Raw genomic sequence first — 24,094 nt, 5'->3', positions numbered from 1 at the left:
ATTAAATTAGATAAAAACCTCAAAATTGAAAGAGGGATGTACCATGAAACACCTTTTAACTGAAGAACAATTATTATTCAATATTGTTAAATGTTTTAGAGAAAATCGTAAAAAAGAATTATTTACTATTATTGAAGAATTACAACCATATGACATCGCCAATGTATACGAGGATATACCACAAAAATTCAAATCGAGGTTCCTCTTATATTTAAATAATCACTTATTAGCAGATGTGATACAAGAAGTTGAAGATACTAACTTACAATATGACATATTAAACAAATTACCTCCAGAGAAAAAAGCGGATATTCTAGACTTGATGGATAATGATGACCTCGCTCATTTATTACACGAATTGCCAGAAGAAAAGGCAGAAGCACTACTTTCGGTGATGAAGCACGAAGAATCAACCATTGTGCAAAACATCATGACTTTCCCAGCAGAGACAGCTGGACGTTTAATGACCAACCGATTTGTATGGATCAAAGATTACTACACAGTGCGCGAAGCCATTGATAAATTGAAGAATTTCGCTTCTTATGCAGAAACAATATCCTATTTATACGTCATCGACGAAAACCGTAAACTTGTGGGAGTTGTTTCTTACCGTGATTTGCTACTTGCCGAGTTAGATCAAAAAATAAAAGATATTATGTTTACACGGGTTATTTATGTATCGGCTTATACTGACCAGGAAGAGGCAGCAGCCATATTAGAACGATATGATTTCCTCGCTTTACCTGTTGTTGACGATAATCATATCTTACTCGGAATTATCACTTTTGATGATATGCTCGATGTTATTATTGAAGAAGCTAACGAAGATATTGAAAAATTATCCGCATCAGGTAAGGCCATTGACTTTGATACAAAGGCTTCGGTTGCTGCTTGGAGGAGACTTCCTTGGCTCGTTTTATTACTTGTTATCGGCGTTTTATCAGGCAGTATCATTAGTTATTTTGAAGATACTTTAAGTCTAGTAGTCGCATTAACCTTCTTCATGCCAATGATCTCAGGGATGACTGGAAATACCGGTACCCAATCCCTTGCCGTTGTTGTGCGTGGGCTTGCAGGGCAAAAGGTAAATAAAAAAGAAATTTTCCAGCTCATTTACCGCGAGTTTCTTGTAGGCTTGTTAATCGGGATTGTTTGCGGATTATTAATATCAGCTATTGCCTACTTATGGCAAGGGAATATTTATTTAGGTCTTGTTGTCGGATTGTCACTACTCTTAACATTAATTATCGGAACGTTATCAGGTACGATTATCCCTTTAATTCTATATAAAATAAATATCGATCCTGCCATCGCTTCAGGTCCGCTAATTACAACTTTAAACGACATATTTTCTTTAATCACATACTTTACGATCGCTACACTATTTTTAGATTATTTACTGTAAACAATAAGGTCTATTGGATCTTCATTCATATAAAAAAAGAGGCTCTTTAGCCTCTTTTTTTACCGTCATTATAAAATAGTGATCCTTTTTCCTTCTTTTACATATATATTGTAATAAATATTACTCGCTTACATTGACTGTCTTTCGCATAAAATTTATAATAAAATTAATTAAAAATTCTGTCTTTTGTTTTCAGAATTATATGAATCTTCCGTTGTTTTTGGACAGCATTCCATTTATAGGATTAATTTCTAACTTTTTTCGTTAACAAAAATTTTTATCTATTGTAAAATGTAATATAAAGGAGGAATTTATCTTCGCAATTTAATATATTAATCATTAAAAAAATTAATTTTTAACTTTTTAGGAGGTGAACTCCCTACCCGGTTGATACGGGGAAGGGAATTTTGTTGGACGACATAGTTGGCCTGATTTATATTGCCATATTAATTGGCTTAACTGCTTTTTTTGTAATTTCTGAGTTTGCTATTGTTAAGGTACGTGTATCCAGGATCGATCAACTCGTTGAGGAAGGTAATAAGAAAGCAATCGCTGCGAAAAAGGTCATTGAGAATCTAGATGAATACTTATCTGCATGTCAATTAGGAATTACTGTAACAGCTTTAGGGATCGGATGGTTAGGCGAATCCACTTTTAGATCCATATTATCAGCATTGTTTAATAACATTCACATACCTGCTTCGCTTTCTTATGCTCTATCTATAACTTTAGCATTCCTAATCATGACTTTTTTACATGTTGTTATTGGGGAGCTTGCACCAAAAACAATTGCAATTCAAAAAGCAGAACAAGTTTCCTTACTATTTGCAAGGCCGTTAATATGGTTCTATCGGATTATGTATCCTTTTATCTGGCTTTTAAATGGTTCAGCTCGATTAGTTGTAAAAGCTTTCGGGTTCAAGCCTGCATCAGAGGGAGAAAATGTCCATACTGAAGAAGAGTTACGTATGATCTTATCCGAAAGCTATAAAAACGGTGAAATTAATCAGTCTGAATTTAAATATGTCAATAATATTTTTGAATTCGATAATCGCATTGCAAAAGAAATTATGGTACCTCGTACAGAAATTGAAAGTATTGATGTTAATGAATCAATAGAAACTTTATTACAAATAGCTGAAGTTGAAAAATTCACTCGTTATCCTGTAACAGATGGTGATAAAGACCATATTGTCGGTTTAATTAATTTAAAAGAAGTTTTAACTTCAGTTATATCAGGAAAAGATATTTCAAAAACATCGATTCGAACATATATAAGACCTATAATTCGGGTAATTGATACAATCCCTATTCATAATCTTCTTTTGAAAATGCAAAAAGAACAAATCCATATGGCCATTTTATATGATGAATATGGCGGAACGAGTGGATTAGTCACTGTTGAGGATATAATAGAAGAAATCGTCGGTGAAATACGTGACGAATTTGACTTAGATGAAATTCCATTAATTCGACATATTGGTGAAAATCATTACATTTTTGATGGTAAAGTTTTAGTATCTGAAATTAATGATCTTTTAAATATAGAAATCAATGATGAAGATGTAGATACGATTGGTGGTTGGTTCTTAACAGAAAACTTTGAGGCAAAACAAGGTGACACAATTCATTTTGAAGGATACGAATTTAAAGTTCTCGAAATGGAAGATCATCACATTGACTATATTGAAGTAAAAAAGATTGTGGAGAAGGCTATTCCAGATCAATCACCACTTAATATAACAACAGCAAATACAGAAGCAATTTAAATTATTTCTTACCGAACGGTAAGGGTAAATTTTTAAAATCTCTCAGCCTATTTCTGAGGGATTTTTTATGTGCTACAATCAAATGATCAAAGACATACAATCAAATTTCTCCCTATTTAGAAACGATCCTAACTTTTGTTTACTACATAAACACTTAAATCAATTATCCATTGTAAGTTATGATTAATTTTGTTACGATAAGCAATGTTAATAGCTTTTTTAAACAATGGATCCACTATAAAAAATATATTTTGTGGTATTTTTTATGGTATAATATGCTATCAAAACTTATCGATCCTTCGACTAATGAAAAGGTGAATTTTATGGAAGATGAAAAAAAAGGTGTAGACCGTTTTGATTGGACATTAGCATTTATATTATTTCTTTTTTTAGTTGTTAGTCTTATTGCAATCTCAAGTGCTCAAACCCATGGTCAGTATGCTGGAAACTTTGTTATTCAACAAGTAGTCTGGTATGGTGTAGGTGCCTTTATTATTGCCTTTGCTATGTTGTTTGAACCTGATCAATATAAAAAGCTTTCCTGGATATTATATGGTTTCGGTATATTTATACTCGTATTTTTACATTTTGCACCAGAATCCATTGCTGAACCAAGAAACGGTGCAAAGAGTTGGTTTACGATACCAAAAGTTGGGACGATTCAACCATCGGAATTTATGAAAATTTTTCTAATATTGGCCTTAAGTCGAGTAATTTCCGATCACCATCAAAATTATAAATTAAAAACCTTGAAAACGGAGTTTTGGTTATTAGGAAAATTAATTCTAACAACATTACTTCCATTAGGAATGATTATGTTGCAACCGGACCTAGGAACAGGTTTGGTTATTATTGCTATTGCTGCTGGGATGATGCTTGTCTCAGGAATTACATGGAAAATTATCGTTCCTGTTTTTTCGGTTATTATGTCCGTCGGTGCAGCTATAATTTTAATCATGATCTACTTTCCAGAGTGGGTAGAGTCTTACATTCCGCAATATCAATTGGCTCGTATTTATTCATGGTTAGATCCATATAGTTATTCATCTCATGAAGGTTATCAACTTGTAACTTCTCTACAAGCCATTGGTTCAGGGGAAATCTTTGGTAAAGGTTATATGGGGAAAGAAGTTTATGTGTCGGACAGGCATACAGACTTTGTTTTTAGTACAATTGGCGAAGAGTTTGGTTTTATCGGAGCCAGTGTCGTAATATGCCTATTTTTCCTGCTTATTTATCACTTAATTAAAGTTGCTCTTGAAGCCAATTCACCTTTTGACTCATATGTATGTGCAGGAATTATTACCATGACGACTTTCCATGTTTTTCAAAATATTGGAATGACAATTCAACTGTTACCAATAACCGGGATTCCACTTCCGTTTGTTAGTTATGGTGGAAGTTCATTAATGGGAAATATGCTAGCTATGGGAATTATCTTTAGCATAAAGTTTTATCATAAAAAATATATGTTCTCGACAAATACGGAGGATTAAGTTGATTTTTATGACTCAACAGATATAATATTTATTAAATAAAATATCAGATTCCATGATGAAGAGAGTAAAAAGAGTAGTGGAACTAAGCGAGCTAGGGACGGTGAGAGCCTAGTTGAAGCCTCTTTTGAAACGCACTTCTGAGAAAAGTCTCTGAAGTTAGTAGGAGCACTTCGTATGCCAACGTTAATGGCCACAAGGGAACAATACGGGATTTTTTCTGTATTGTTAATAAGAGTGGTACCACGGGTCAAGCTCGTCTCTTTTTTAGAGGCGGGCTTTTTTGATTATCAATTTGCGAACGGAGGGGGAAATATGGAATTAAAAAATCACTTTGTACACGAATTACATCAATATTTACAGGAATATATGACAAAAAAAGATATTGAACAATTAATTGAAATACCTAAGAAACCTGAACTAGGTGACTTAGCATTTCCCTGCTTTACATTAGCTAAGATTTTAAAAAAGTCACCTGCAAAAATAGCAGAAGAGATCACATTTCAAATTTCAAACAACTACTTTTCAAAGGTTGTTGCCGTTGGTCCTTACATTAATGTATTCGCTGAGAGAAAACCATTTACTAGCAAAGTTATTCATGAAATTTTGAACAAAAATCTAAGTTACGGAAATGACAAAATTGGGCATAACAAAACGATTATTGTTGAATTTTCATCTCCAAATATCGCCAAACCATTTTCCATGGGGCATCTTCGTTCAACCGTTATCGGAAATGCGTTAGGAAAATTAGCGCAAAAACTGGGATATAAAACTGTAAAAATTAACCATCTAGGTGACTGGGGGACTCAATTTGGAAAACTAATAACAGCCTACTTATTATGGGGAAATGAAGAAAAAGTTAAAGAAAATCCAATAGAGGAGCTCTTTAAACTATATACAAAATTTCATCATGAATCTGAAACATTTCCATCCCTTAACGAAGAAGGAAGGAAGTGGTTTAAGAAGCTTGAAGATGGTGACATAAAAGCATTGGAGCTGTGGGAATGGTTTAAAAATGAGTCCTTAAAAGAATTTAAAAAAATTTATAGTTTACTTGGTATTCAGTTTGACTCTTGGGCAGGAGAATCATTTTATACGGATAAAATGGAAGACGTTATACAAGAATTAAAAGATAAAGGATTATTACAAACTTCAGATCATGCAGAGGTCGTTTTTTTAGAGGACTACAATTTGCCACCATGCCTAGTAAAAAAATCAGACGGTGCTACCCTGTATGCAACCCGTGATTTAGCAACAGCAATTTACCGAAAAAATACGTATAATTTCACTAAGGCTTTATATATCGTCGGTCATGAACAATCGGTCCATTTTCAACAAATTAAAGCTGTTTTAAATGAAATGGGACATGAGTGGGCTCAAGAAATACATCATATTCCCTTCGGACTTTATTTACAAGAAGGGAAAAAAATGTCAACTAGAAAAGGGAGAGTGATTTTATTAGAAGATGTAATCGAAGAAGTTATCCAATTAGCTGAAGAAAATATCTCAGAAAAAAATCCTGAACTTCAAAATAAAACGGAAGTGGCAAAAATGGTTGGAGTTGGAGCAGTCATTTTTCATGATTTAAAAAATTTCCGTATGAATAATATTGAATTTTCTTTAAAAGATATGCTCACTTTTGAAGGTGATACAGGACCATACGTACAGTACACGCATGCTCGTGCTTGTTCGATCTTAAGAAAAGCACCTATCCATGATACGAACAAATTTACTTTGGAAAATCTTAATATTGATGATTATAGTTGGGAAATTGTCAAACAACTACATGTCTTCCCTGAAAAAATTAAACAAGCGTTTGATCGATTTGATCCATCAATAATTGCAAAATACTTACTTACTCTGGCCCAACATTTTAATAAGTTTTATGGTCAAGTGAAAATATTAGAAAAAAATGAAGGACTCGTTTTTCGTCTTGCTTTAGTAAAAGCCGTCACCATTATTTTGAAAGAAGGTTTAAACTTACTTGGTATTCAAGCTCCAGAAGAAATGTAACCGATATAAATAATCCAAATTAATATCCATATTACCTTATTTTATAAAAAATGGTTGTCACTAGCGTATCATTCGCACGGACAACCATTTACTTCTTAAAGATTAGACACTGGCACCCTCAACATCGGCTCCAGTACCTTTACCTTTATTAATTATAAATTGATAAGCAATCATCGCAAAGAATAAACCTAGTCCTGCAGCACTTACAAATCCACCTGGGTAAACTAACATTAAACCAATAATAAGTGAAATAATTCGTTCAACCCAGTTTAGTTTCTTATACCAATATCCAATCAGACCTCCGCCAAGGGCTACCATACCTGTTAGGGCCGTTATTCCTATCCAGATAATTTCCCATACATTTGTGTCAATCATAAGCATAGCGGGATTGAACATAAACATGTATGGAATAATAAAGGCGGCAATCGCTAATCTTGATGCATTAAATCCGGTCCGTATCGGTTCACCACCAGAAATACCTGTAGCTGCAAAGGCAGCCAAAGCAACCGGCGGAGTAATATCAGCTACAATTCCGAAGTAGAAAACAAACATATGTGCTGCAAGAACAGGGATCCCCATGTTGAATTGGGCTTCTAGTGTCATAATGACCGGTAATGCAATCGTTGAGGTAATAATGTAATTGGCTGTTGTTGGCGAACCCATACCAATGATTATCGATGTTATCATTGTAAAGAACAAGGTTAACAACAATAACAACATTGGAGTTTCTGTAATTTGGTTGGCTAAACCAACAATTTCATTACCTAGTTTTAAACCTAATCCTGTTCTGGATATAACTCCAACAATCATACCTGCACAAGCAGTTGCTGCAGCAACTCCTAATGCTGAACGAGCACCGTCGGTTAATGCTTTAAAAAGTTTAGGAAGTGTAATTCTTGTATCCTTTCTAAATAAACTCACAATCAATGTAAAAACAATACCATAAATTGCTGCTCGTGAGATACTGTAACCCATGTAAATAAAAACAACAATGGCTAAGATTGGTGTTAATAAGTATAAACCTTTTAGTACTTCTTTTTTATTAGGAATATCTTCGTTGGATACACCACTTAAACCTTGCTTTTTTGCTTCTAAATGAACCATAATCCATATACCTGAGAAATATAAAAGGGCTGGTATAATAGCAGCTAAAACAATTTGAATATACGGAACACCGGCAAATTCAACCATCAAGAAAGCCGCAGCTCCCATAACAGGTGGCATAATCTGACCTCCGGTTGAAGCAGCTGCTTCAACGGCTCCTGCAAAATTTTTATGATAACCAAGTCGTTTCATGATTGGGATTGTATATGAACCAGATTGAACGACATTAGCTACAGAACTACCAGAGATTGTTCCTTGCAATGCACTTGTAAATACAGCCACTTTTGCTGGTCCTCCAACTCTACGACCCGCAATTGATAGTGCTAAATCATTAAAATAATTCCCTATTCCTGTCTGCATCAAAAATGCACCGAATAAGATAAACAGGAATATAAATGTGGATGACACTTGTAACGGAGTTCCTAAAATTCCTTCCGTTGTAAAAAACATAGCTTCTACTAATTGATTTATATCAATACCGCGATGAGCCAAAAATCCTGGCATATACGGTCCAAAATAGGCGTAAGTTAAAAAAGCAGCTGCTACAATTACTAATGGAAGACCAACTACTCTTCTAGTCGCTTCCATAACTAAGATAATAGCAAGACCCCCAATAATCAGTTGGGTTTGATTAATTCCACCAATTTTCTGAACTAGTGTTTCATAGAAGACAGGCCAATAACCACATACGATGACTGATAATAATGCAAGTATATAATCATACCATGCAATTGTTTTTCTATTTCCTTTTTTTCTTGCAGGAAACAATAAAAAGATTAGTACTAAAGCAAAACCCAAGTGAATTGTCCGTTGTAAGTAAGCCGTTAATTCACCGAAGTATCCAGTATATAATTGAAAAATTGAAAAAGCTAACAGTAGAACAATAACAACTTTAGACATAAGCCCTGTTAGTTGACGCGTCCTTGACTCTGAATCGTACTTTGCCATCAACTCTTGCTGTTCTTGTTCAGATAGTTGTGTTAATTTCTTTTCCTCAGTCATGTATTTTCACTCCTTTCATTAATTGCCATAATGTTAAATCTTCAACTTTTACAGTAAACCAATCACCAGGTAAAAAATATTCGTTAAACCAAACTTTATGTTGGTCATTATCTCCCCATACAAGTCGATGCTTGGATACCGTTTTTCCATTTCGTATGTTCATATAAGGGAATATATTATTTAAATTTTTCACATGATATTTTCCATCTTCATAAACAAACTTTTGACCTTCTTCTGCGTTTGAAGGCATACCAATCCCAAACTCTTCAAACACGATTTCATATTGTTCAATTTTGTTGTCTTTCGTTACTCTATATTTTTCAATTACATCAGACAAGTGAATAGAATGCGTGAAAATAATTTGAAAGGATTCACCAGAATTAATAGGTAAATATGCTGATATTTTCGATGTATGTTCATGATAAAAAACGACAGCTTTTTGGACTGGTACATAAAAAAAGAAAAGTGGAAAAAGTACAAGAAAGGAAACAATAAGTAGTAAAATGGTTACTTTTTTTTTCATCAGATTCATCCTAAAGTAATCGAATCAACTCACATATACAAAAATCAACCGGCAGCGGTTGTTTGATCAACTCAACTGCCGGGTAATTTTAATCTATAAACTATTCCGACAATAAGCCTTTTTCACTATAGTATTTTTCTGCTCCTGGATGTAAAAGACTTGTGTCTATACCATCTAACGCACTTTCAAGTGAGATAAACTCGGCTTTTCCATGCGTAATTTTATCGACATTTTCATATAATCCTTTTGTTAGATCATAAACTACATCATCGGATAAATCTTTACTAACTGCAATCATTGCCATTACAGCAACTGTATTCACATCTGCTTCTATACCACTATAAGTTCCAGCTGCTATCGTATCAGCTGCATAGTAAGGGTATTTTTCAATTAAAGCATCCACTTTTTCTTGTTCGATCGGAATAATATTTATATCATTTGTTGCGGATATTTCTTCTACAGCACCAGTAGGAGTACCTGCAGTAATAAAGGCTGCATCAATGTTTCCATCTTTAAGTCCGCCTGCAGATTCACCAAAGTCTAAATTTTGTGCTTGGATATCATCCATAGTCATTCCATGAACTTCTAAGATCTGTTCGGCATTTACATACGTACCTGAACCAGGTGCACCAACAGAAACTTTTTTACCCTTTAAGTCCTCTACAGACTCGATTCCAGAATCTGCTAATGTAACAATTTGAATTGTTTCTGGATACAAAGAACCGAGAGCTAAAACATTATCTACAGCTCCATGTTCTTCGAAGGATTGGATTCCCTCAACAGCTGCTGCCATTACATCCGTTTGAACAAAGGCAAGTTCAGCTTGGCTATCACTTAAAGCCATAATATTGTCAGCCGAAGCGTTCGAAGATTGAACGTCCGTTTGAATTCCAGTCTCATCAGTAAAGATTTTTGCTATTTCTCCTCCAAGTGGGTAATATGTACCACTAGTTCCACCTGTTAACAAGCTAAGAAACTTTGGTTTATCCCCACCAGAAGAACTTGATTCACCTTTATCACCAGAGTCACTAGAACCACCACCACATGCTGCTAATGTTAAAGTTAATAAAATTAACATAGCAAATACAGCATAGAATTTCCTCCGCATTAGTTTTCCCCCTTTAAAACTTTTATTTTTCAACGAATGAGGGCGTGTCAGTGTTTGTTCCAGAAATGTAAACATTTTCATTTTGAGGTTAGGAAATTTATAATCTACCTAATAATCCCCTTTTTTTGATAATTCTTTATTCTTATTGCCCTCTTATTCAAATATAATAAAAGATTAATAAAATTGTCAATTCCCTAGTACAAAATATATACCTTTTCATCCACAATATGACTAGAAAACCCACATTATACAATACTTTGTAATACGTAGATTTTAAAAGTCTTTTTATTAATAGTTTTAGGAAGATTGTTAAAATACAAAACATTAACTTTATTTATTTTGTCTGACGGTCAAGGGTTATAGTAAAAAAGGTCTAGCTTTATCACAAGTGAACAATTGTTTACTTTTTGAAAGCTAGACCTTAAATAATAAATATAAGGTTATATGATGTATTTTATCTGCGTAATTCAAGAAGCTTTTGTTTTAACTGTTCTTCCATTGCAACAAGTTCTGACTCTGCCTGTCTTCTTTTCGCCCGTCCTTCCGCCTGAATGCGCAATGTTTCTTCTAATGATGAGACAAGATTTTCCTGGGTTTTTTTCAATGTTTCGATATCAACTAAGCCGCGTTCGTTTTCTTTTGCCGCCTCAACCGCATTGGATTTAAGCATTTCTGAATTTTTTAATAATAATTCGTTTGTTGTTTTTGATACTTGTTTTTGGGCCTCTACTGCCTTTTTTTGACGCAATAGTGTTAATGCAATCGCAATTTGGTTTTTCCAAAGTGGTATAGCCGTGTTGATTGATGTTTGGATTTTTTCCACGAGCGTTTGGTTTGTATTCTGGATCATTCTAATTTGCGGAGCGGCTTGAATGGTGATTTGCCTACTTAATTTTAAATCATGAACCCGTTTTTCTAAACGATTTGCAAATTGAATCATGTCATTTACTTCTTGATAGAGCATTTGATCTCCACTTTGTTCTGCTTTCCGTTGCAGTTCAGGAATTATTTTTGTTTGTAATTCTTCTAACTTTAATTCTCCTGCCGCAATATAAATATTTAATGCTAAAAAATATTCTTTATTTTTTTCATACATTTGTTCCAATAGTTTATTATCTTTTATTAAAGCATTTTTACTATGTTCGAGGCGAATAGTAATTCGATCAATTTGAGCTCCTGTTTTCTGATATTTAGCTAAAACCTCATTGACAGAACGGGACACTTTATTAAAAATTCTAGAGAAAAACCCTTTTTTTTCGACACTTAATTCATCGGGATTTACTTGTTCTAATTTTTTCATTAAATCATGAATAATTTCACCAATTTCACCAACATCTTTACTTTTGACATGATCGAGCATGGAAGATGAGAAATGAACTAACTTTGACTGGGCTTGTGTTCCATACATCGATATGGCCTGTTGATTGCGAGGATCAATTTGACTTGCTAGCTGTTCTGCCCGTTTTTTACTTTCATCTGGAAGCGTATCAATCACTCTTTTTGCTTTTGATTGTTGTGTTATTTCATCAGTAACATTTGGACCCTCGACCGTTTCATTTGACATACTTGGCGTAACCTCGGTATCTGCCTTCGTTTCCAAAGTAATGTCACCAAATGGGTCTTGTAATAAATCATCTAACACTGTGTCTTTTCTATTTTTTATTTCACTCATAATCCAACCTCCTTAACGTTTACGATCAATAGATTTTTTTGCCACTTCTAATTCAAATTGTAATGTATCAATATCGTTATCGATCATATTACGTAAATCATCTTCAATTAACTCCACAATATCGTCTAACGTTTGTTTCGTATCATTTAACGACTTCACAAGTTCTGCGTCTTTTACAGGTTGGGAAGCTAAAAAAGTATATTTTTCTATAATATCAACAAGAGAGTCTAAATGAGAATAATAAAATTCTTGTGCTAAAAAAAAGCGACGAGGTTCTTTCTTTGTAATATTATAAATCTTATAAACGAGACGTAATGTTTCAAAATTTTTCTTGGCACTCGGTAAATTATGCACTTTTAAAAATGCTCGTTGCAGACGTGATATTTTTTCTTTTGCATCTTTTAAGTTACGCTCAACTAATTTATATTCTCTTCTCGTTAATCCATTTTGATTTACGAGGTGTCTTATCATCAAAAATTTTAATAAATAATACATACTGACACCAGAAAGTAGCCCGTATAGACCAGATAACCAGAATTCTTGATCTAGAACTAGCCAATAAATGGGCCAAGAGAGCCCCCAAGTTGCACCTGCTACTAAAAATCGTATGATAAAATAAAGGATTCCTTTCATCCTAATCACTCCTATATTGTGATACAAAAAACAATATTCTTTATATAATGAATTGATCTAGCTTAAATCAATCCGACGAAATTATTCCAAGCTATTTATACTACGTTTGTAACACAAAAAATGTTTCAATATTGTTCATAACAAATATACTTTCATTGTAATTAAATATCAAATACGTTTGCAATTAGAGGAGTAATGAATTGGTTTTATTATGTGCTTATCGTTACTGCAAATTTCCTTTTTTGAAAAAGAAAAACTGTTCACCGTGGAACAGTCTTCATAAAAATCATTTATTTTATTACAATTTTATAAACATAAGAATAACGAAATAAACAACCATGATTACGAAGCCAAACGGTAAGCCAATTTTTGCCCATTCACTACTTGTAATTTTAAGTTTTCCAGCTGAAATAATATTCGGGATGTTACCAGGAATTAGCATTCCACCACTAATTAATAATCCCATTAAAATAGCTTTAACAGTTTCCGGATTCATGGCTTGACTGATCTCAGCAGCAGCTAACGTTGCATTATCTAACACTGAAGAGATAATATTAACCCAAAACAACATCGCTGGATGTAAATCTAATAAATATGTATTAATTAACGGTTCAAAACCCGCACCAAGCATGGTAAGTCCAAAAACAAATAAGTAAACTTTTACTGCACGAACGATAATATCATCGTAAGACTCTTCTTCCTGTTGGACTCGTCCTTCCAATTCATCGTTACGTTTTACAAGCAAAGCTGCAATTAATCCCAAAACAATAACACCAGAAATAATATATATTCCAACTAATTCTAGTAAATAGAAAAAATCTCCTCCCATTCTACTTACTACAATAGTAGATAATGGCTCACCAATTGGTGTAAGTGCCGCGCCTAATCCAATCGAAAAACACGATAAAATAGTAAGTAATATGGTGTTTTTTCGATCGAGTGACAAGTGACCAACAATAAGAACTAAAACAAGGGCAGCAATAATTGCGGTAATAACACTGGATAATAGTCCTAGCAGAATAACAATAAGTGCAACAAAAAGAGAAAACGGAATTTTGTTACTCATTTGATAAATGGCATTGCCTAATTGATCTTGAAACCATTTAAATAAAAGTCCTGCAATCAAAACAGCCATAGTAATTTCAATTGGATTCACTAATGCATGCAAAAGTAACTGTGAGTTAAATGCTTGTCCTACAAAAGCTGCAATAATCCCCATAACAAATAAAAAGTATTCAAGATTATGTTCTACTACCTTAACAGTAAACGGGATAATAAAAACAAGTATTAATATGATCAACAATCCTATTGTCATGCCATCCATTTTTTCACATCCTTTCTTTATGATTTTATTCTAACTTATCAAATTATATTTTGATTATAATTAAATTTGAGCCATTCAAAAGCTAGATTTTCTTTTAATTAAGTCTGTCGTAATATACACAGTCTTTGCAACTTTTCTTCCACTCATTCTTTCACAACAAAGATCAACAGCCGTTTCCCCCATTAATTCTGGGTATACTTGCACTGTTGTTAATGGTGGGGTAATCATATGGGAAACGCTCATATTATACATTCCGATGATATTAACTCGTGCTGGTACATCTAGTAATTCTTCATGAAGCGCTCGAATACCTCCTATTGCTATTAAATCATTATGAATAAAAAAAGCTGTCGGCAACTGTATACCGTGATCTTTAATTGCTTGCTTCATGAGTATATAACCAGTATTCTTTTTATACGTTTCACTTAAGTATATGTAAGATTCATTAAGTAAATTTTTTTCTTTCATGTAAAAATAAAAAGCACTTTCAATATGACTTCTAATTTTACTATAATGAATTTCATCTTTATTTCCTTGACCAATTAAACCAATTTGTCGGTGGCCATTGTCCAGTAAATAATCAATCACTTGCTTCATTGTATAACGGCAATCCGTTAATACCGCATCAAATTTCCCTTCATTCGGGCAGCTATCTACAAAAACAAAAGTATCACTAATCTCAGAAAGAATTTTAATCTGATCCTGTGGAATCTCCCCTATTGCGATAATACCTGAAAATTGTTTAAAACGAACGATTGATTCAATTTCACTGTTGTTAGCGACAAATAGATTAAACTTTTTTTCCTTTGCTCTTTTTTCTATTCCTCTTTGAATATGGAAATAATGTATTCTTTCCAATTCTTCAACTCTCATTTGATTATGAATAACAAGTAGCGAGGTATTTTTTCGACGTTTTACTTTATATTCATAAGACAACTCTTCTGCTATTTGTAAAATGTTTTTCCTTTTTTCATTAGAAATTGATAAAGTTGGGTCACCACTTAATACTCTTGAAACACTTGCAATTGAAACGCCAGCCTTTTTCGCAATATCTTTTATCGTTGCCAACTTTCTCCTCCTTTAGATGATACAAATAATCTAACCATAAAAGATACAACTTTTATATTTTCAAAGAATTATAATTTTGATCTCCCATGATGGCAATTTATGTAAAACAAGGAAACTTTCGAATTTTATAATAAAACTTTGAAGTTTTCGGTACAAACAATATAAAAGAACTTATAAACAGATAAGTTTAGTAAAAAAAGAAAAATTTTACCGAACTCCATCCGTTTACTAACATTATTTTTAACTTGAGGAAATTCTTGAACCATGCATAAAATAAAGTAATATAAAAATATTGTGAGGTTTATTATGATTAAAAAACTACTGCAACTATATCCAGGGATCCTTATTCAAGACTATCCACGATTTGACCAAAACTACTACTGTTTTTTTCATGAACAAACAAATGAGTATATTTCAATCCCTAAGCAACAATTAACAGATAGAGAAGTTTTATTGTTAGAAACGATTTTAACGAAAGTTCAGCAAACAGCAACTTTTTTAAATAATTCTCCTTCACAACAAATTTGGCACCGTTTTTTATTTGAAAACGGTGAACTTCCAAAGACGAATAATCGAATTCGATTCATTTTTTTCCAATTAAATTCAAGTGTGAGTTATCAAAATTTTACAGACTCCATCTATTCCTTTTTTCAAGACAATATAATTCTGGTTTGGCTGAACGAGCTAAATGGGGTCATAATCGAACGAGAGACAGAAACTACTATGCAACAAGAAGATTTTTTATCATTTCAAGATCTAATACTAACAGACTTTTATTTAGATATAGATATGTATATTGGACGCTTTTTTGAAGTGACTGATCAATTAAAAAATCATTTTTTTAGAGAACAGTACTATTTTCAAATAATACGAAAGGTGTTGCCAGAAAAACATTTGTACACCTTTATGACTGCTTTTCCATCCGTGATTATCCGAACGGAATGGAGAAAAATGAATGAAATATTCACAGAAGAATATACCGATATCTTTCAAAATGACAAAGAACTCGTAAATATGATAAAGGTTTATCTTGAAAATAATTCAAATATGAGTTTAGCAGCAAAAAAATTATACATGCACCGTAATAGTTTACAATACAAGATTGATAAATTTATTAAGCGAACATCCATTGATATAAAAGATTTTAACGGAGCTATTTCCGTTTATTTTATCTGTGTTTATGGTGAGATTGCAGAACGAATTTACTAAATCTACAAATTCATAGGCAAAATGCCAGAAAAATGGTTAGAATCTTTGGGCAGTTTTACATTCTATAATGAAAGCATTTTCATTAAAATAAAGATATATTAGAAAATGGTTTCCCTAGGAGGTTGTAGAAATGGCAGAACTAAAACTTGATCATATTTATAAAATTTACGACAATAACGTCGAAGCTGTAACAGATTTTAACCTTCATATTAAAGATAAAGAATTTATTGTATTTGTTGGCCCTTCTGGTTGTGGTAAATCTACTACTTTAAGAATGATTGCTGGTCTCGAAGAAATTTCAAAAGGTGAGTTCTATATTGATGGAAAGTTAATGAATGATGTAGCCCCAAAAGACAGAGATATCGCTATGGTTTTCCAAAACTATGCCTTATATCCTCATATGTCTGTCTACGACAATATGGCATTCGGGTTAAAACTAAGAAAAGTACCAAAAGATGAAATCGATCGCCGTGTTAAAAATGCTGCACAAATTTTAGGTTTAGAACAATACTTAAATCGAAAACCAAAAGCACTTTCTGGTGGACAGCGTCAACGGGTTGCCTTAGGTCGTGCAATTGTTCGTGATGCTAAAGTATTCCTAATGGACGAGCCGTTATCAAACTTAGATGCGAAGCTACGTGTACAGATGCGTACTGAAATTATTAAACTACATCAACGATTAAACTCAACAACGATCTATGTTACTCATGATCAAACTGAAGCAATGACAATGGCAACACGGATTGTAGTTATGAGGGATGGAAAAATTCAACAAGTTGGAACACCGAAAGAAGTATACGATAAACCTGAAAACGTATTTGTTGGCGGTTTTATCGGTTCACCTGCGATGAACTTCTTTAATGGTAAAATAATAGGAAACGAACTAATTATCGGGCAAACGAAGTTACAAATTCCAGAAGGTAAACTGAAAGTTTTAAAAGAAAGAGGATATATCGGTAAGGAAGTAACCTTTGGTGTCCGTCCAGAAGACATTCATGACGAACTCGTATTTACAGAATCAGCTCCAGGAGCAACAATTACAGCTCAAATCGATGTAGTCGAGTTAACCGGTGCTGAAGTAATGCTTTATAGTAAATTAGAAAATTATGATTTTATCGCTAGAATTGATGCTCGTACTGATATTCAACCAAATCAGACAATTAAATTAGCATTTGATATGAATAAGGCCCATTTCTTTGATAAAGATACGGAAGAACGAATTAAATAAATAAATAAATAAAAAAAGCTTCAAAAAGTCAATATTAGACTTTTTGAAGCTTTTTTACTTCCAATCTTTTAGAGTATCCTCGATACAATCATAGTTGAAACACGACTACGTTTATCGCATACCCTTATATTATTGTGTTCGATCGCTTCTTTTATCAATCATCAATCGTAAATGTGTAAATTGTTTTCGCTTCATAATAATCTTCTGGACCAATAATGATAGGTGGAAAATGAGAATGATGAATAGCATCGGGCAGCCCTTGAGTCTCTAAACATAATGCCAAATATTTCTTCGCTTTTACACCTTCTGCTGTTTGATATTCTCCCCCTATTTGATTGCCTGTATAAACCACTACACATGGTTGATTTGTTTCAACAATTAATTTTCGGCCAGTTTCGTGATCCCTTAAAATAATTTCTTCATTAAAATGATCATCTAATAAAAATGGGTGATCATAACCATTCCCAACAAGAATATTTTGCTCATTTTGCGACAATTTACCATCCAATATTTTACGACTATTTCTGAAATCAAATACCGAACCTTCAACATGAGAAATTTTCCCAGTAGGAATGAATTGTTTGTCCAATTCCAAAAAACGATGACTTTTTAATGTTAATTCATGGTTTAATATATCTTTTTTTGCATTACCCGATAGATTAAAATAAGAATGATTCGTTATATTTAACAATGTCTTTTGATCCGTGTAACCTTTACAAGTAAAAATCCATTGATTATCATTATTCAGTAAATAGGTGACTTGTAACCGTACATTCCCAGGATACCCCTCTTCACCATCCGGACTTACATAAGAAAAACGAATACCTACAGCAGAGTCCGTTTTTATCTCTTCTGCATCCCAAACCCTTTCATGTAATCCTTGATATCCACCATGTAAATGATTGTTACCTTCATTTTTTGGTAATTGATATACTTTGCCTTCTAATTCAAATTTACCCTGACCTATTCTACCTGCGACTCTTCCGATTAATGCCCCAAAATATGTTTTATTTCTTATATAATCCTCTACATTATTAAAACCTAAAACGATATTTTCGAACATACCGTTTCTGTCTGGTGCCAGTATTTCTGTAACAATACAACCAAGATTTGTACATGTTAATCGCATACCATTATTGTTCTCTAATGTATATGTATAGATTTTTTGGCCATTTATACTTCCAAAATCATTTGTTCTTATTTCCATTCTATATCCCCCCTATATAAGATACTGTAAAATAAATTCAAAAAGGTGATTAATTCAAGTAATAAAAGAAGCTCGACAAATTCTAACAATCTAACAAAAGTTTCCCGGGAAATCCCCATATTTCGATGCAGTTCTCAAACTTAACAAAGAGCGTTGTTCACACTGTTCACATGAAAAATGATGGTCTTAACCTCCACGTTCACTTAAACGCTTTCATTTTTTGTAACTTAATATTCTACTAAAATTCTATCATATCTCTTCATGTGATGACATCCTTTTCTCTTTTTTATTAACGAAAGTAAATATCCTATTTCATGAAATACGAAATCTTTTTTGTTTGTCTTATGATATTGTCGTTTGTTAAACAATGACGTTTGCATACATTTATACTTAGTAAATTGAGGGAAATTGGAGCATAAAAAGACAATATTATACAATGTCTTTTCAAATACAAAAGACTGTCACATTAATCCATCAGGCAAAACCATTTATCTTTAAACGAACAATAAATGAGTATGCCTTCAGGTTTAATGAACAGTCTTTTTTAATTAATTTACCATTCCTCTTACTTTTTCCATTACAGCAGTTTGCAGACGGTTCACCTTTTCTTCACTATCTTTTAAAGACTGGCCAACGACACTAAAGTAAAACTTACATTTTGGCTCAGTTCCAGATGGACGTACACAAAACCAAGATCCATCTTCTAAGAAATATTTAAGAACATTTGATTTCGGTAAACTTATTGGACTTAGTTTTCCATTAGAAAACTCTTTACGGATACTTGTTTTATAATCCTCTACTGCCACAATAGTTTTGCCAGCAACTTCCTTTGGTGGATTTTCACGAAAATCTTCAAGTATTTTGGCAATTTGTTCTGCACCATCTTTACCTTTTAATGTTAAAGATTCCAATGATTCTTTAAAGTAGCCGTATTCCTCAAAGATTTCGAGAAGAGCATCGTATAAACTTTTTTCTTGAGCTTTATAATAGGCAGCCACTTCTGTAACAAATAGTGCCGCTTGTATAGCGTCTTTATCACGAACAAAATCACCTATTAAATACCCATAACTTTCTTCATAGCCAAATTGGAATTGATATTCTCCTGTTTGTTTATATTCTTTTATCTTTTCTCCAATAAACTTAAATCCTGTTAATGTGTCGAGAGTTTTTAATCCAAAACTTTCGGCAATTGCCCGCCCAATTTCTGACGTTACAATCGTTTTTAATACAATACCATTTTCCGGTAAAATCCCTTTTTCTTTCTTTTGGGTTAATAGATAATGAAGCATAATCGCACCTGTTTGGTTACCTGTTAAAACGATATACTCACCTTGATTATTTTTTACAGCAACACCTAATCGATCTGAATCAGGATCCGTTCCTAATAAAATATCAGCATTAATCTCTTTGCCGTACTGAATAGCCAATTCAAATGCTGCATGCTCTTCTGGATTCGGCGATGGAACCGTTGAAAAGTTAGGATCTGGGTGTTCTTGTTCTTTTACAACCGTCACATTTTGAAAACCAAACATTTTTAAACCTTTTTGGATTAACTTGTTTGCTGTCCCATGAAGTGGTGTAAATACAATTTTAAAATCATTTTTAACTTCTTCAATCACTTCACGATTTAATTGAATTTTTTGAACATAATCAAGGTAGATATCGTCAACTTCTTCACCAATGTATTGCAATAATCCATTTTCTAAAAGGTCTGCTTCATCAGCAACTTCTAAAGACAACTCATTTTCAACTTGGTTAACATATGAAATAAGTTCATCCGCTTCTTTTGGAGGAAGTTGCCCACCATCATCACCATATACTTTATATCCATTGTACTCTGGCGGATTATGACTGGCTGTAACCATGACTCCTGCTGCTGCACCAAAATGTCTTACAGCAAAGCTAAGCTCTGGTGTTGGTCGCAATTCTTTAAATAGGTAAGCTTTAATGCCGAGTTTTCCAACCGTTTTGGCTACTTCTAAAGCAAACTCACTTGATTTATATCTCGGATCATAACTAATTACAACACCGCGCTTTGCACTTTCCTCACCTTTACTCAGTAAATATTGAGCAAGTCCAAATGACGCTTTTCGGACTGTATAAATATTCATTCGGTTTGTACCAGGTCCAATTTCTCCACGCATACCACCTGTACCGAACTCTAAATTTTTGTAAAACAATTCTTCCATTGCTTTTTCATCATTTTTAACTTTGTTTAGGTGGTCTTTTAATTGTTGATCAAGGCCGTCGAAATTTAACCATTTTTCAGCAATCTCTTTCCAGTTCATGACATTCCTCCATTAAAATTCTCTCTTTTTCTAACACTCACAAATGTATTATATCAGAGTTTTAGTGGATTTTGTACGGAGCCCCTTTTTCCAAACTTAATGGAAGTGAAACTACTAAACAATTTTGATATAATCTTTGGCTACGGAAAATGAAAAGATAAAAGAATTATTGCTCGAAATAGCAATGATTCTTTTACTTTTTAGTTGCACTTAAAATAGCTACTTTTTCTCTAGCTATTGTTGCTCCTACCAATAAATTAACTGTTTCTACTGCTCCACCTAATTCTTTAACATATTTTTTAATTTTAGTTCATTTAGCAACAGGAATAGCGTTCATTACCAGTAATTCAGCAATAGTTAAACTACACCCCCACTACCCGAATAGCTGTGTAAGTATAGGTGCTACTTCTCCTATATTTGGACTGTAAATTTTTGAAGATACCTTTGTTCTGCAAAAGATTGATTAAAAACTCCAGAAGAAGAAAAATGAGTTGCTGGCCCTCAATGAAAAAGTTCCTAATGAAATCAAAGTTGTTGATGTGTACCTCCACAGTGGACTTTCCCCACCTAGATAGTCGTCATGCCTGGCGCACATAAAAAAAGACTCGCTTTTGCGAGCCTAATTATAAATCTTTTAAAAGACGTTCCAGTTCTTCCAGTAGGACAGTTGCATTATTATACTTTTCATCTTTTGCACCATATAACAATACAACTTTGTCTTTTTTAGCAATTTGAGCTATTTTTTGAACTATTTTTCTTTTCGTAGCATCCGTTTGTAGTTCTTCTAAATATTTGATTCGAAACGTCTCAAAACGTTCGGTCTTATGACCAAACCACTTTCTTAGTTCGTGGCTAGGGGCAACTTCTTTAAACCAATAGTCAATATTTGCTTCCTCTTTTTTAACACCTCGCGGCCATAGACGGTCAACTAAAATCCGTACTTGATTCGTTTCTGAAGGCTTTAATTCATGATATATTCGTCTGATAGTAATTTGTGACATAACCATCTACCTTTTTATTACTGTTTAATACTCCCCGCAGTAACTCCACCAATAATATACCGTGATAAAAACATATATATTAAAAGTAAAGGTATTATTGTAAGTGAGATCCCTAAGTACATACTACCAAATTCCGTTCTATAAACATCAGTTTTTAGTAATTGAACGAGCATTGGGAGAGTATACATGCTTTCGTCATTTAATAAAATTAATGGCATTAAAAAGTTATTCCATTGTGTAACAAAACTAAAAATTCCCATAGTAGCTAGTGCTGGTTTCATTTGTGGCAAAATAATCCTGTGGAAAATCTTCCATTCTCCTGCACCGTCTATTCTTGCGGAATCAGGTAAGTCAGGATGGTAAATTGTCTCCAAGTATTGTTTCATAAAGAACACAGTAGCTGGAGAGGCAATGGCTGGAATTATTAATGGAATAAAACTATTTAATAGTCCAAGTTGACTCATAAACTGGTAAAACCCTACTAGACTTACTTGGGTTGGGATCATGATTAGCCCTAGTATGATTGCATAAGCAATTTTTTTCCCTTTAAAATTATATGCAACTAATGCATAGGCTGCTAGTGAAGAGAAATACAAGCTCAAAATAGTTGATCCTGCCGCAATTATAAAACTATTTGTTATACCGTTAAAAACATCAAATCCTTTTTCTACCAAAACATTCCAGTTATATATTAAATTATCACCAGGAATGAGTGATGGACCTTGTTTAATTTGTTCTGCTGACCTAGTGGCATTGGCAATGACAATCCAAAAAGGTATAATACTTAGGATTGTGAGAATACCATAAAAAATATAAATTAATGTCCTCTGGATCCGTAGTTGTTTACTGACACCCATTCTCATCCTCTTCCTTTCTGACCTCGGTCTCTAAACATTCTAAACACAACAAAACTAAATATGATGGAGATGATGAGCAATATGACTGAGGCTGTTGATGCAACATTCATCGCTCGGCTCCCTTGGAATGCCTGTTTGTAAATAAAGGTCATAATGGTTTCAACACTGTTATTAGGCTGTCCGTTTGTTAAGAGTAATGGAATATCAAACATTTGTAATCCACCAATCATTGATGTTATTAAAATATAAATGATCATCGGTTTCATTAATGGAAGTGTTATTTTAAAGAATGTTTGCCTCTCATTTGCTCCATCTACACGAGCTGCTTCAAATAAAGACTCATCAATACTCAGTATGGCAGCGACAAGCACAATTGTTGTTTGTCCATACCACATCCAAAATTGAATAAACGCAACAATCAGCCTTGTACCTGTTTCACTTCTAAAAAAGTCAAACGGTTCTTTTAACAAACCAATATCTTGTAGTAATAAATTAATTGGTCCCTGTGGGTAACTAAATAATGCGTAGAATATTAATGCTATTGAGGCAGCAGTGATAATATTTGGTAAATAAAAAACGGCTTTAAAAAAACCGGTGCCTTTCATATGTAGCCGTTTATTTGTAAATGTATAAGCTAAGAAAAGGGCGATGAAAATTTGTGGAATAAAGTTCATCGTCCATAATAGTAATGTATTCGATAACGCTTTTAAGAAGAATTCATTATTTATTATATTAGTATAATTTTCTAACCCAACAAAATTTGGTGTCGTTGCCCATCCACTTAAATCAGTAAACGAAAGAAAGATTGTATATATTGTTGGATAAAAGTTAAAGATTAAAAAAACGATGAAAAACGGTGCCAAGAAAAGATAGCCAAAGCGGTTATATTTTTCAAAGTTTAATTTCTTTCCTGAGTAGTTTAGTTTCTTCACTGGCTCAATTTTTGCTGCTGGTTTCATTGCCATTCTTACGATCACCTCTTAGACTAAACCCAAATTGGCGTTCTATTATATTTAGAAACTAGTGAGTGTAGCAATAATGATGTGAATGAACATTTATAAACGGATTCATCACCACATTTTGTGATTTAACCCAAAAAATAAGGAAAACACTCACGAATTCCTGGCAATAATGTTAGCGTCACTTAACATAACAGGAGGTTCTAAAGTGTTTTCCGTATCACTAGA

Annotated in this window: 18 protein-coding genes and 1 other annotated feature; of the genes, 6 read left to right on the top strand and 12 right to left on the bottom strand. The window is 33.2% G+C overall.

Translation table 11 applies throughout. The features are described 5' to 3' along the window. Window positions 1-43: 43 nt before the first annotated feature. The 4 genes from mgtE (at window position 44) to argS (ending at window position 6,683) form a co-directional block, all read left to right on the top strand. The gene (gene mgtE, locus OEV82_RS10790) at window positions 44-1,405 is read left to right on the top strand and encodes a magnesium transporter (protein WP_173659002.1); all 1,362 of its coding nucleotides are present in this window, start codon (window positions 44-46) and stop codon (window positions 1,403-1,405) included. A gap of 410 nt (window positions 1,406-1,815) precedes the next feature. Continuing rightward, entirely contained in the window at window positions 1,816-3,174 is a 1,359-nt protein-coding gene (locus tag OEV82_RS10785) for a hemolysin family protein (protein ID WP_263061883.1), read from the top strand. Window positions 3,175-3,497: 323 nt separating this feature from the next. Then, window positions 3,498-4,670 (top strand): FtsW/RodA/SpoVE family cell cycle protein, encoded by a 1,173-nt coding sequence (locus OEV82_RS10780; protein ID WP_263061882.1) that lies wholly within the window; start codon window positions 3,498-3,500, stop codon window positions 4,668-4,670. Window positions 4,671-4,716: 46 nt separating this feature from the next. Next, window positions 4,717-4,937 (top strand) — a binding site (T-box leader). A 48-nt stretch (window positions 4,938-4,985) separates the two neighbouring features. Continuing rightward, window positions 4,986-6,683, top strand: a complete 1,698-nt coding sequence (gene argS, locus OEV82_RS10775) for an arginine--tRNA ligase (protein WP_263061881.1) — start codon at window positions 4,986-4,988, stop codon at window positions 6,681-6,683. 102 nt (window positions 6,684-6,785) lie between these two features. Here argS and OEV82_RS10770 read toward each other — a convergent pair whose 3' ends face one another. From OEV82_RS10770 to OEV82_RS10740, 7 genes are all read right to left on the bottom strand, one after another. After that, a complete protein-coding gene (locus OEV82_RS10770; protein ID WP_263061880.1) occupies window positions 6,786-8,789 on the bottom strand; it encodes a TRAP transporter permease in 2,004 nt (667 codons plus the stop codon). Beyond that, complete coding sequence (locus OEV82_RS10765) at window positions 8,782-9,312, bottom strand: DUF1850 domain-containing protein (protein WP_263061879.1); 531 nt, start codon at window positions 9,310-9,312, stop codon at window positions 8,782-8,784. Before OEV82_RS10765 ends, OEV82_RS10770 begins: the two co-directional genes overlap by 8 nt. A gap of 100 nt (window positions 9,313-9,412) precedes the next feature. Continuing rightward, window positions 9,413-10,420, bottom strand: coding sequence for a TAXI family TRAP transporter solute-binding subunit (locus tag OEV82_RS10760; protein WP_263061878.1), 1,008 nt, complete (start codon window positions 10,418-10,420; stop codon window positions 9,413-9,415). Window positions 10,421-10,874: 454 nt separating this feature from the next. After that, window positions 10,875-12,092, bottom strand: a complete 1,218-nt coding sequence (locus OEV82_RS10755; protein WP_263061877.1) for a toxic anion resistance protein — start codon at window positions 12,090-12,092, stop codon at window positions 10,875-10,877. A gap of 12 nt (window positions 12,093-12,104) precedes the next feature. Next, window positions 12,105-12,725, bottom strand: coding sequence for a 5-bromo-4-chloroindolyl phosphate hydrolysis family protein (locus OEV82_RS10750; RefSeq protein WP_263061876.1), 621 nt, complete (start codon window positions 12,723-12,725; stop codon window positions 12,105-12,107). A 298-nt stretch (window positions 12,726-13,023) separates the two neighbouring features. Further along, window positions 13,024-14,040, bottom strand: a complete 1,017-nt coding sequence (locus tag OEV82_RS10745) for a DUF1646 domain-containing protein (protein ID WP_263061889.1) — start codon at window positions 14,038-14,040, stop codon at window positions 13,024-13,026. Between the two features lie 84 nt (window positions 14,041-14,124). After that, on the bottom strand, window positions 14,125-15,117 hold the full coding sequence (locus tag OEV82_RS10740; RefSeq protein ID WP_263061875.1) for a LacI family DNA-binding transcriptional regulator: 993 nt from the start codon (window positions 15,115-15,117) through the stop codon (window positions 14,125-14,127). 306 nt (window positions 15,118-15,423) lie between these two features. Here OEV82_RS10740 and OEV82_RS10735 point away from each other — a divergent pair, with 306 nt between their 5' ends. Together OEV82_RS10735 and OEV82_RS10730 are read left to right on the top strand one after the other, a co-directional pair. Next, the gene (locus OEV82_RS10735) at window positions 15,424-16,326 is read left to right on the top strand and encodes a helix-turn-helix domain-containing protein (protein ID WP_263061874.1); all 903 of its coding nucleotides are present in this window, start codon (window positions 15,424-15,426) and stop codon (window positions 16,324-16,326) included. Window positions 16,327-16,456: 130 nt separating this feature from the next. Continuing rightward, the gene (locus OEV82_RS10730) at window positions 16,457-17,554 is read left to right on the top strand and encodes an ABC transporter ATP-binding protein (RefSeq protein ID WP_173657898.1); all 1,098 of its coding nucleotides are present in this window, start codon (window positions 16,457-16,459) and stop codon (window positions 17,552-17,554) included. A gap of 154 nt (window positions 17,555-17,708) precedes the next feature. Here the strand turns inward: OEV82_RS10730 and OEV82_RS10725 are convergent, their stop codons facing one another. The 5 genes from OEV82_RS10725 to OEV82_RS10705 all read right to left on the bottom strand — a co-directional run bounded on the left by OEV82_RS10725 (window position 17,709) and on the right by OEV82_RS10705 (window position 23,872). Further along, window positions 17,709-18,761 carry an aldose epimerase family protein gene (locus OEV82_RS10725; RefSeq protein WP_263061873.1) on the bottom strand — a complete coding sequence of 351 codons (1,053 nt, stop codon included), beginning with the start codon at window positions 18,759-18,761 and terminating at the stop codon, window positions 17,709-17,711. A 548-nt stretch (window positions 18,762-19,309) separates the two neighbouring features. Continuing rightward, entirely contained in the window at window positions 19,310-21,049 is a 1,740-nt protein-coding gene (locus tag OEV82_RS10720; RefSeq protein ID WP_263061872.1) for a phospho-sugar mutase, read from the bottom strand. 623 nt (window positions 21,050-21,672) lie between these two features. Continuing rightward, entirely contained in the window at window positions 21,673-22,050 is a 378-nt protein-coding gene (locus OEV82_RS10715; protein ID WP_173662429.1) for a DUF488 domain-containing protein, read from the bottom strand. Between the two features lie 17 nt (window positions 22,051-22,067). After that, on the bottom strand, window positions 22,068-22,907 hold the full coding sequence (locus OEV82_RS10710; protein ID WP_173662428.1) for a carbohydrate ABC transporter permease: 840 nt from the start codon (window positions 22,905-22,907) through the stop codon (window positions 22,068-22,070). Window positions 22,908-22,909: 2 nt separating this feature from the next. Continuing rightward, on the bottom strand, window positions 22,910-23,872 hold the full coding sequence (locus tag OEV82_RS10705) for a carbohydrate ABC transporter permease (RefSeq protein ID WP_263061871.1): 963 nt from the start codon (window positions 23,870-23,872) through the stop codon (window positions 22,910-22,912). Window positions 23,873-24,094 lie beyond the last annotated feature (222 nt).

The sequence above is a fragment of the Pallidibacillus thermolactis genome (assembly GCF_025660415.1).
In the GTDB taxonomy this organism is placed as follows: domain Bacteria; phylum Bacillota; class Bacilli; order Bacillales; family Caldibacillaceae; genus Pallidibacillus; species Pallidibacillus thermolactis.
The sequence above is the reverse complement of the archived record's forward strand: the minus strand, read 5'-3'. Positions and strand labels throughout refer to the sequence as shown.

What these genes read in the sequence shown, in the direction of transcription:
- mgtE (WP_173659002.1), top strand. Translation starts at nt 44, where the DNA reads ATGAAACACCTTTTAACTGAAGAACAATTATTATTCAATATTGTTAAA.
- OEV82_RS10780 (WP_263061882.1), top strand. Translation starts at nt 3,498, where the DNA reads ATGGAAGATGAAAAAAAAGGTGTAGACCGTTTTGATTGGACATTAGCA.
- argS (WP_263061881.1), top strand. Translation starts at nt 4,986, where the DNA reads ATGGAATTAAAAAATCACTTTGTACACGAATTACATCAATATTTACAG.
- OEV82_RS10770 (WP_263061880.1), bottom strand. Translation starts at nt 8,789, where the DNA reads ATGACTGAGGAAAAGAAATTAACACAACTATCTGAACAAGAACAGCAA.
- OEV82_RS10765 (WP_263061879.1), bottom strand. Translation starts at nt 9,312, where the DNA reads ATGAAAAAAAAAGTAACCATTTTACTACTTATTGTTTCCTTTCTTGTA.
- OEV82_RS10760 (WP_263061878.1), bottom strand. Translation starts at nt 10,420, where the DNA reads ATGCGGAGGAAATTCTATGCTGTATTTGCTATGTTAATTTTATTAACT.
- OEV82_RS10755 (WP_263061877.1), bottom strand. Translation starts at nt 12,092, where the DNA reads ATGAGTGAAATAAAAAATAGAAAAGACACAGTGTTAGATGATTTATTA.
- OEV82_RS10750 (WP_263061876.1), bottom strand. Translation starts at nt 12,725, where the DNA reads ATGAAAGGAATCCTTTATTTTATCATACGATTTTTAGTAGCAGGTGCA.
- OEV82_RS10745 (WP_263061889.1), bottom strand. Translation starts at nt 14,040, where the DNA reads ATGACAATAGGATTGTTGATCATATTAATACTTGTTTTTATTATCCCG.
- OEV82_RS10735 (WP_263061874.1), top strand. Translation starts at nt 15,424, where the DNA reads ATGATTAAAAAACTACTGCAACTATATCCAGGGATCCTTATTCAAGAC.
- OEV82_RS10730 (WP_173657898.1), top strand. Translation starts at nt 16,457, where the DNA reads ATGGCAGAACTAAAACTTGATCATATTTATAAAATTTACGACAATAAC.
- OEV82_RS10725 (WP_263061873.1), bottom strand. Translation starts at nt 18,761, where the DNA reads ATGGAAATAAGAACAAATGATTTTGGAAGTATAAATGGCCAAAAAATC.
- OEV82_RS10720 (WP_263061872.1), bottom strand. Translation starts at nt 21,049, where the DNA reads ATGAACTGGAAAGAGATTGCTGAAAAATGGTTAAATTTCGACGGCCTT.
- OEV82_RS10715 (WP_173662429.1), bottom strand. Translation starts at nt 22,050, where the DNA reads ATGTCACAAATTACTATCAGACGAATATATCATGAATTAAAGCCTTCA.
- OEV82_RS10710 (WP_173662428.1), bottom strand. Translation starts at nt 22,907, where the DNA reads ATGGGTGTCAGTAAACAACTACGGATCCAGAGGACATTAATTTATATT.
- OEV82_RS10705 (WP_263061871.1), bottom strand. Translation starts at nt 23,872, where the DNA reads ATGGCAATGAAACCAGCAGCAAAAATTGAGCCAGTGAAGAAACTAAAC.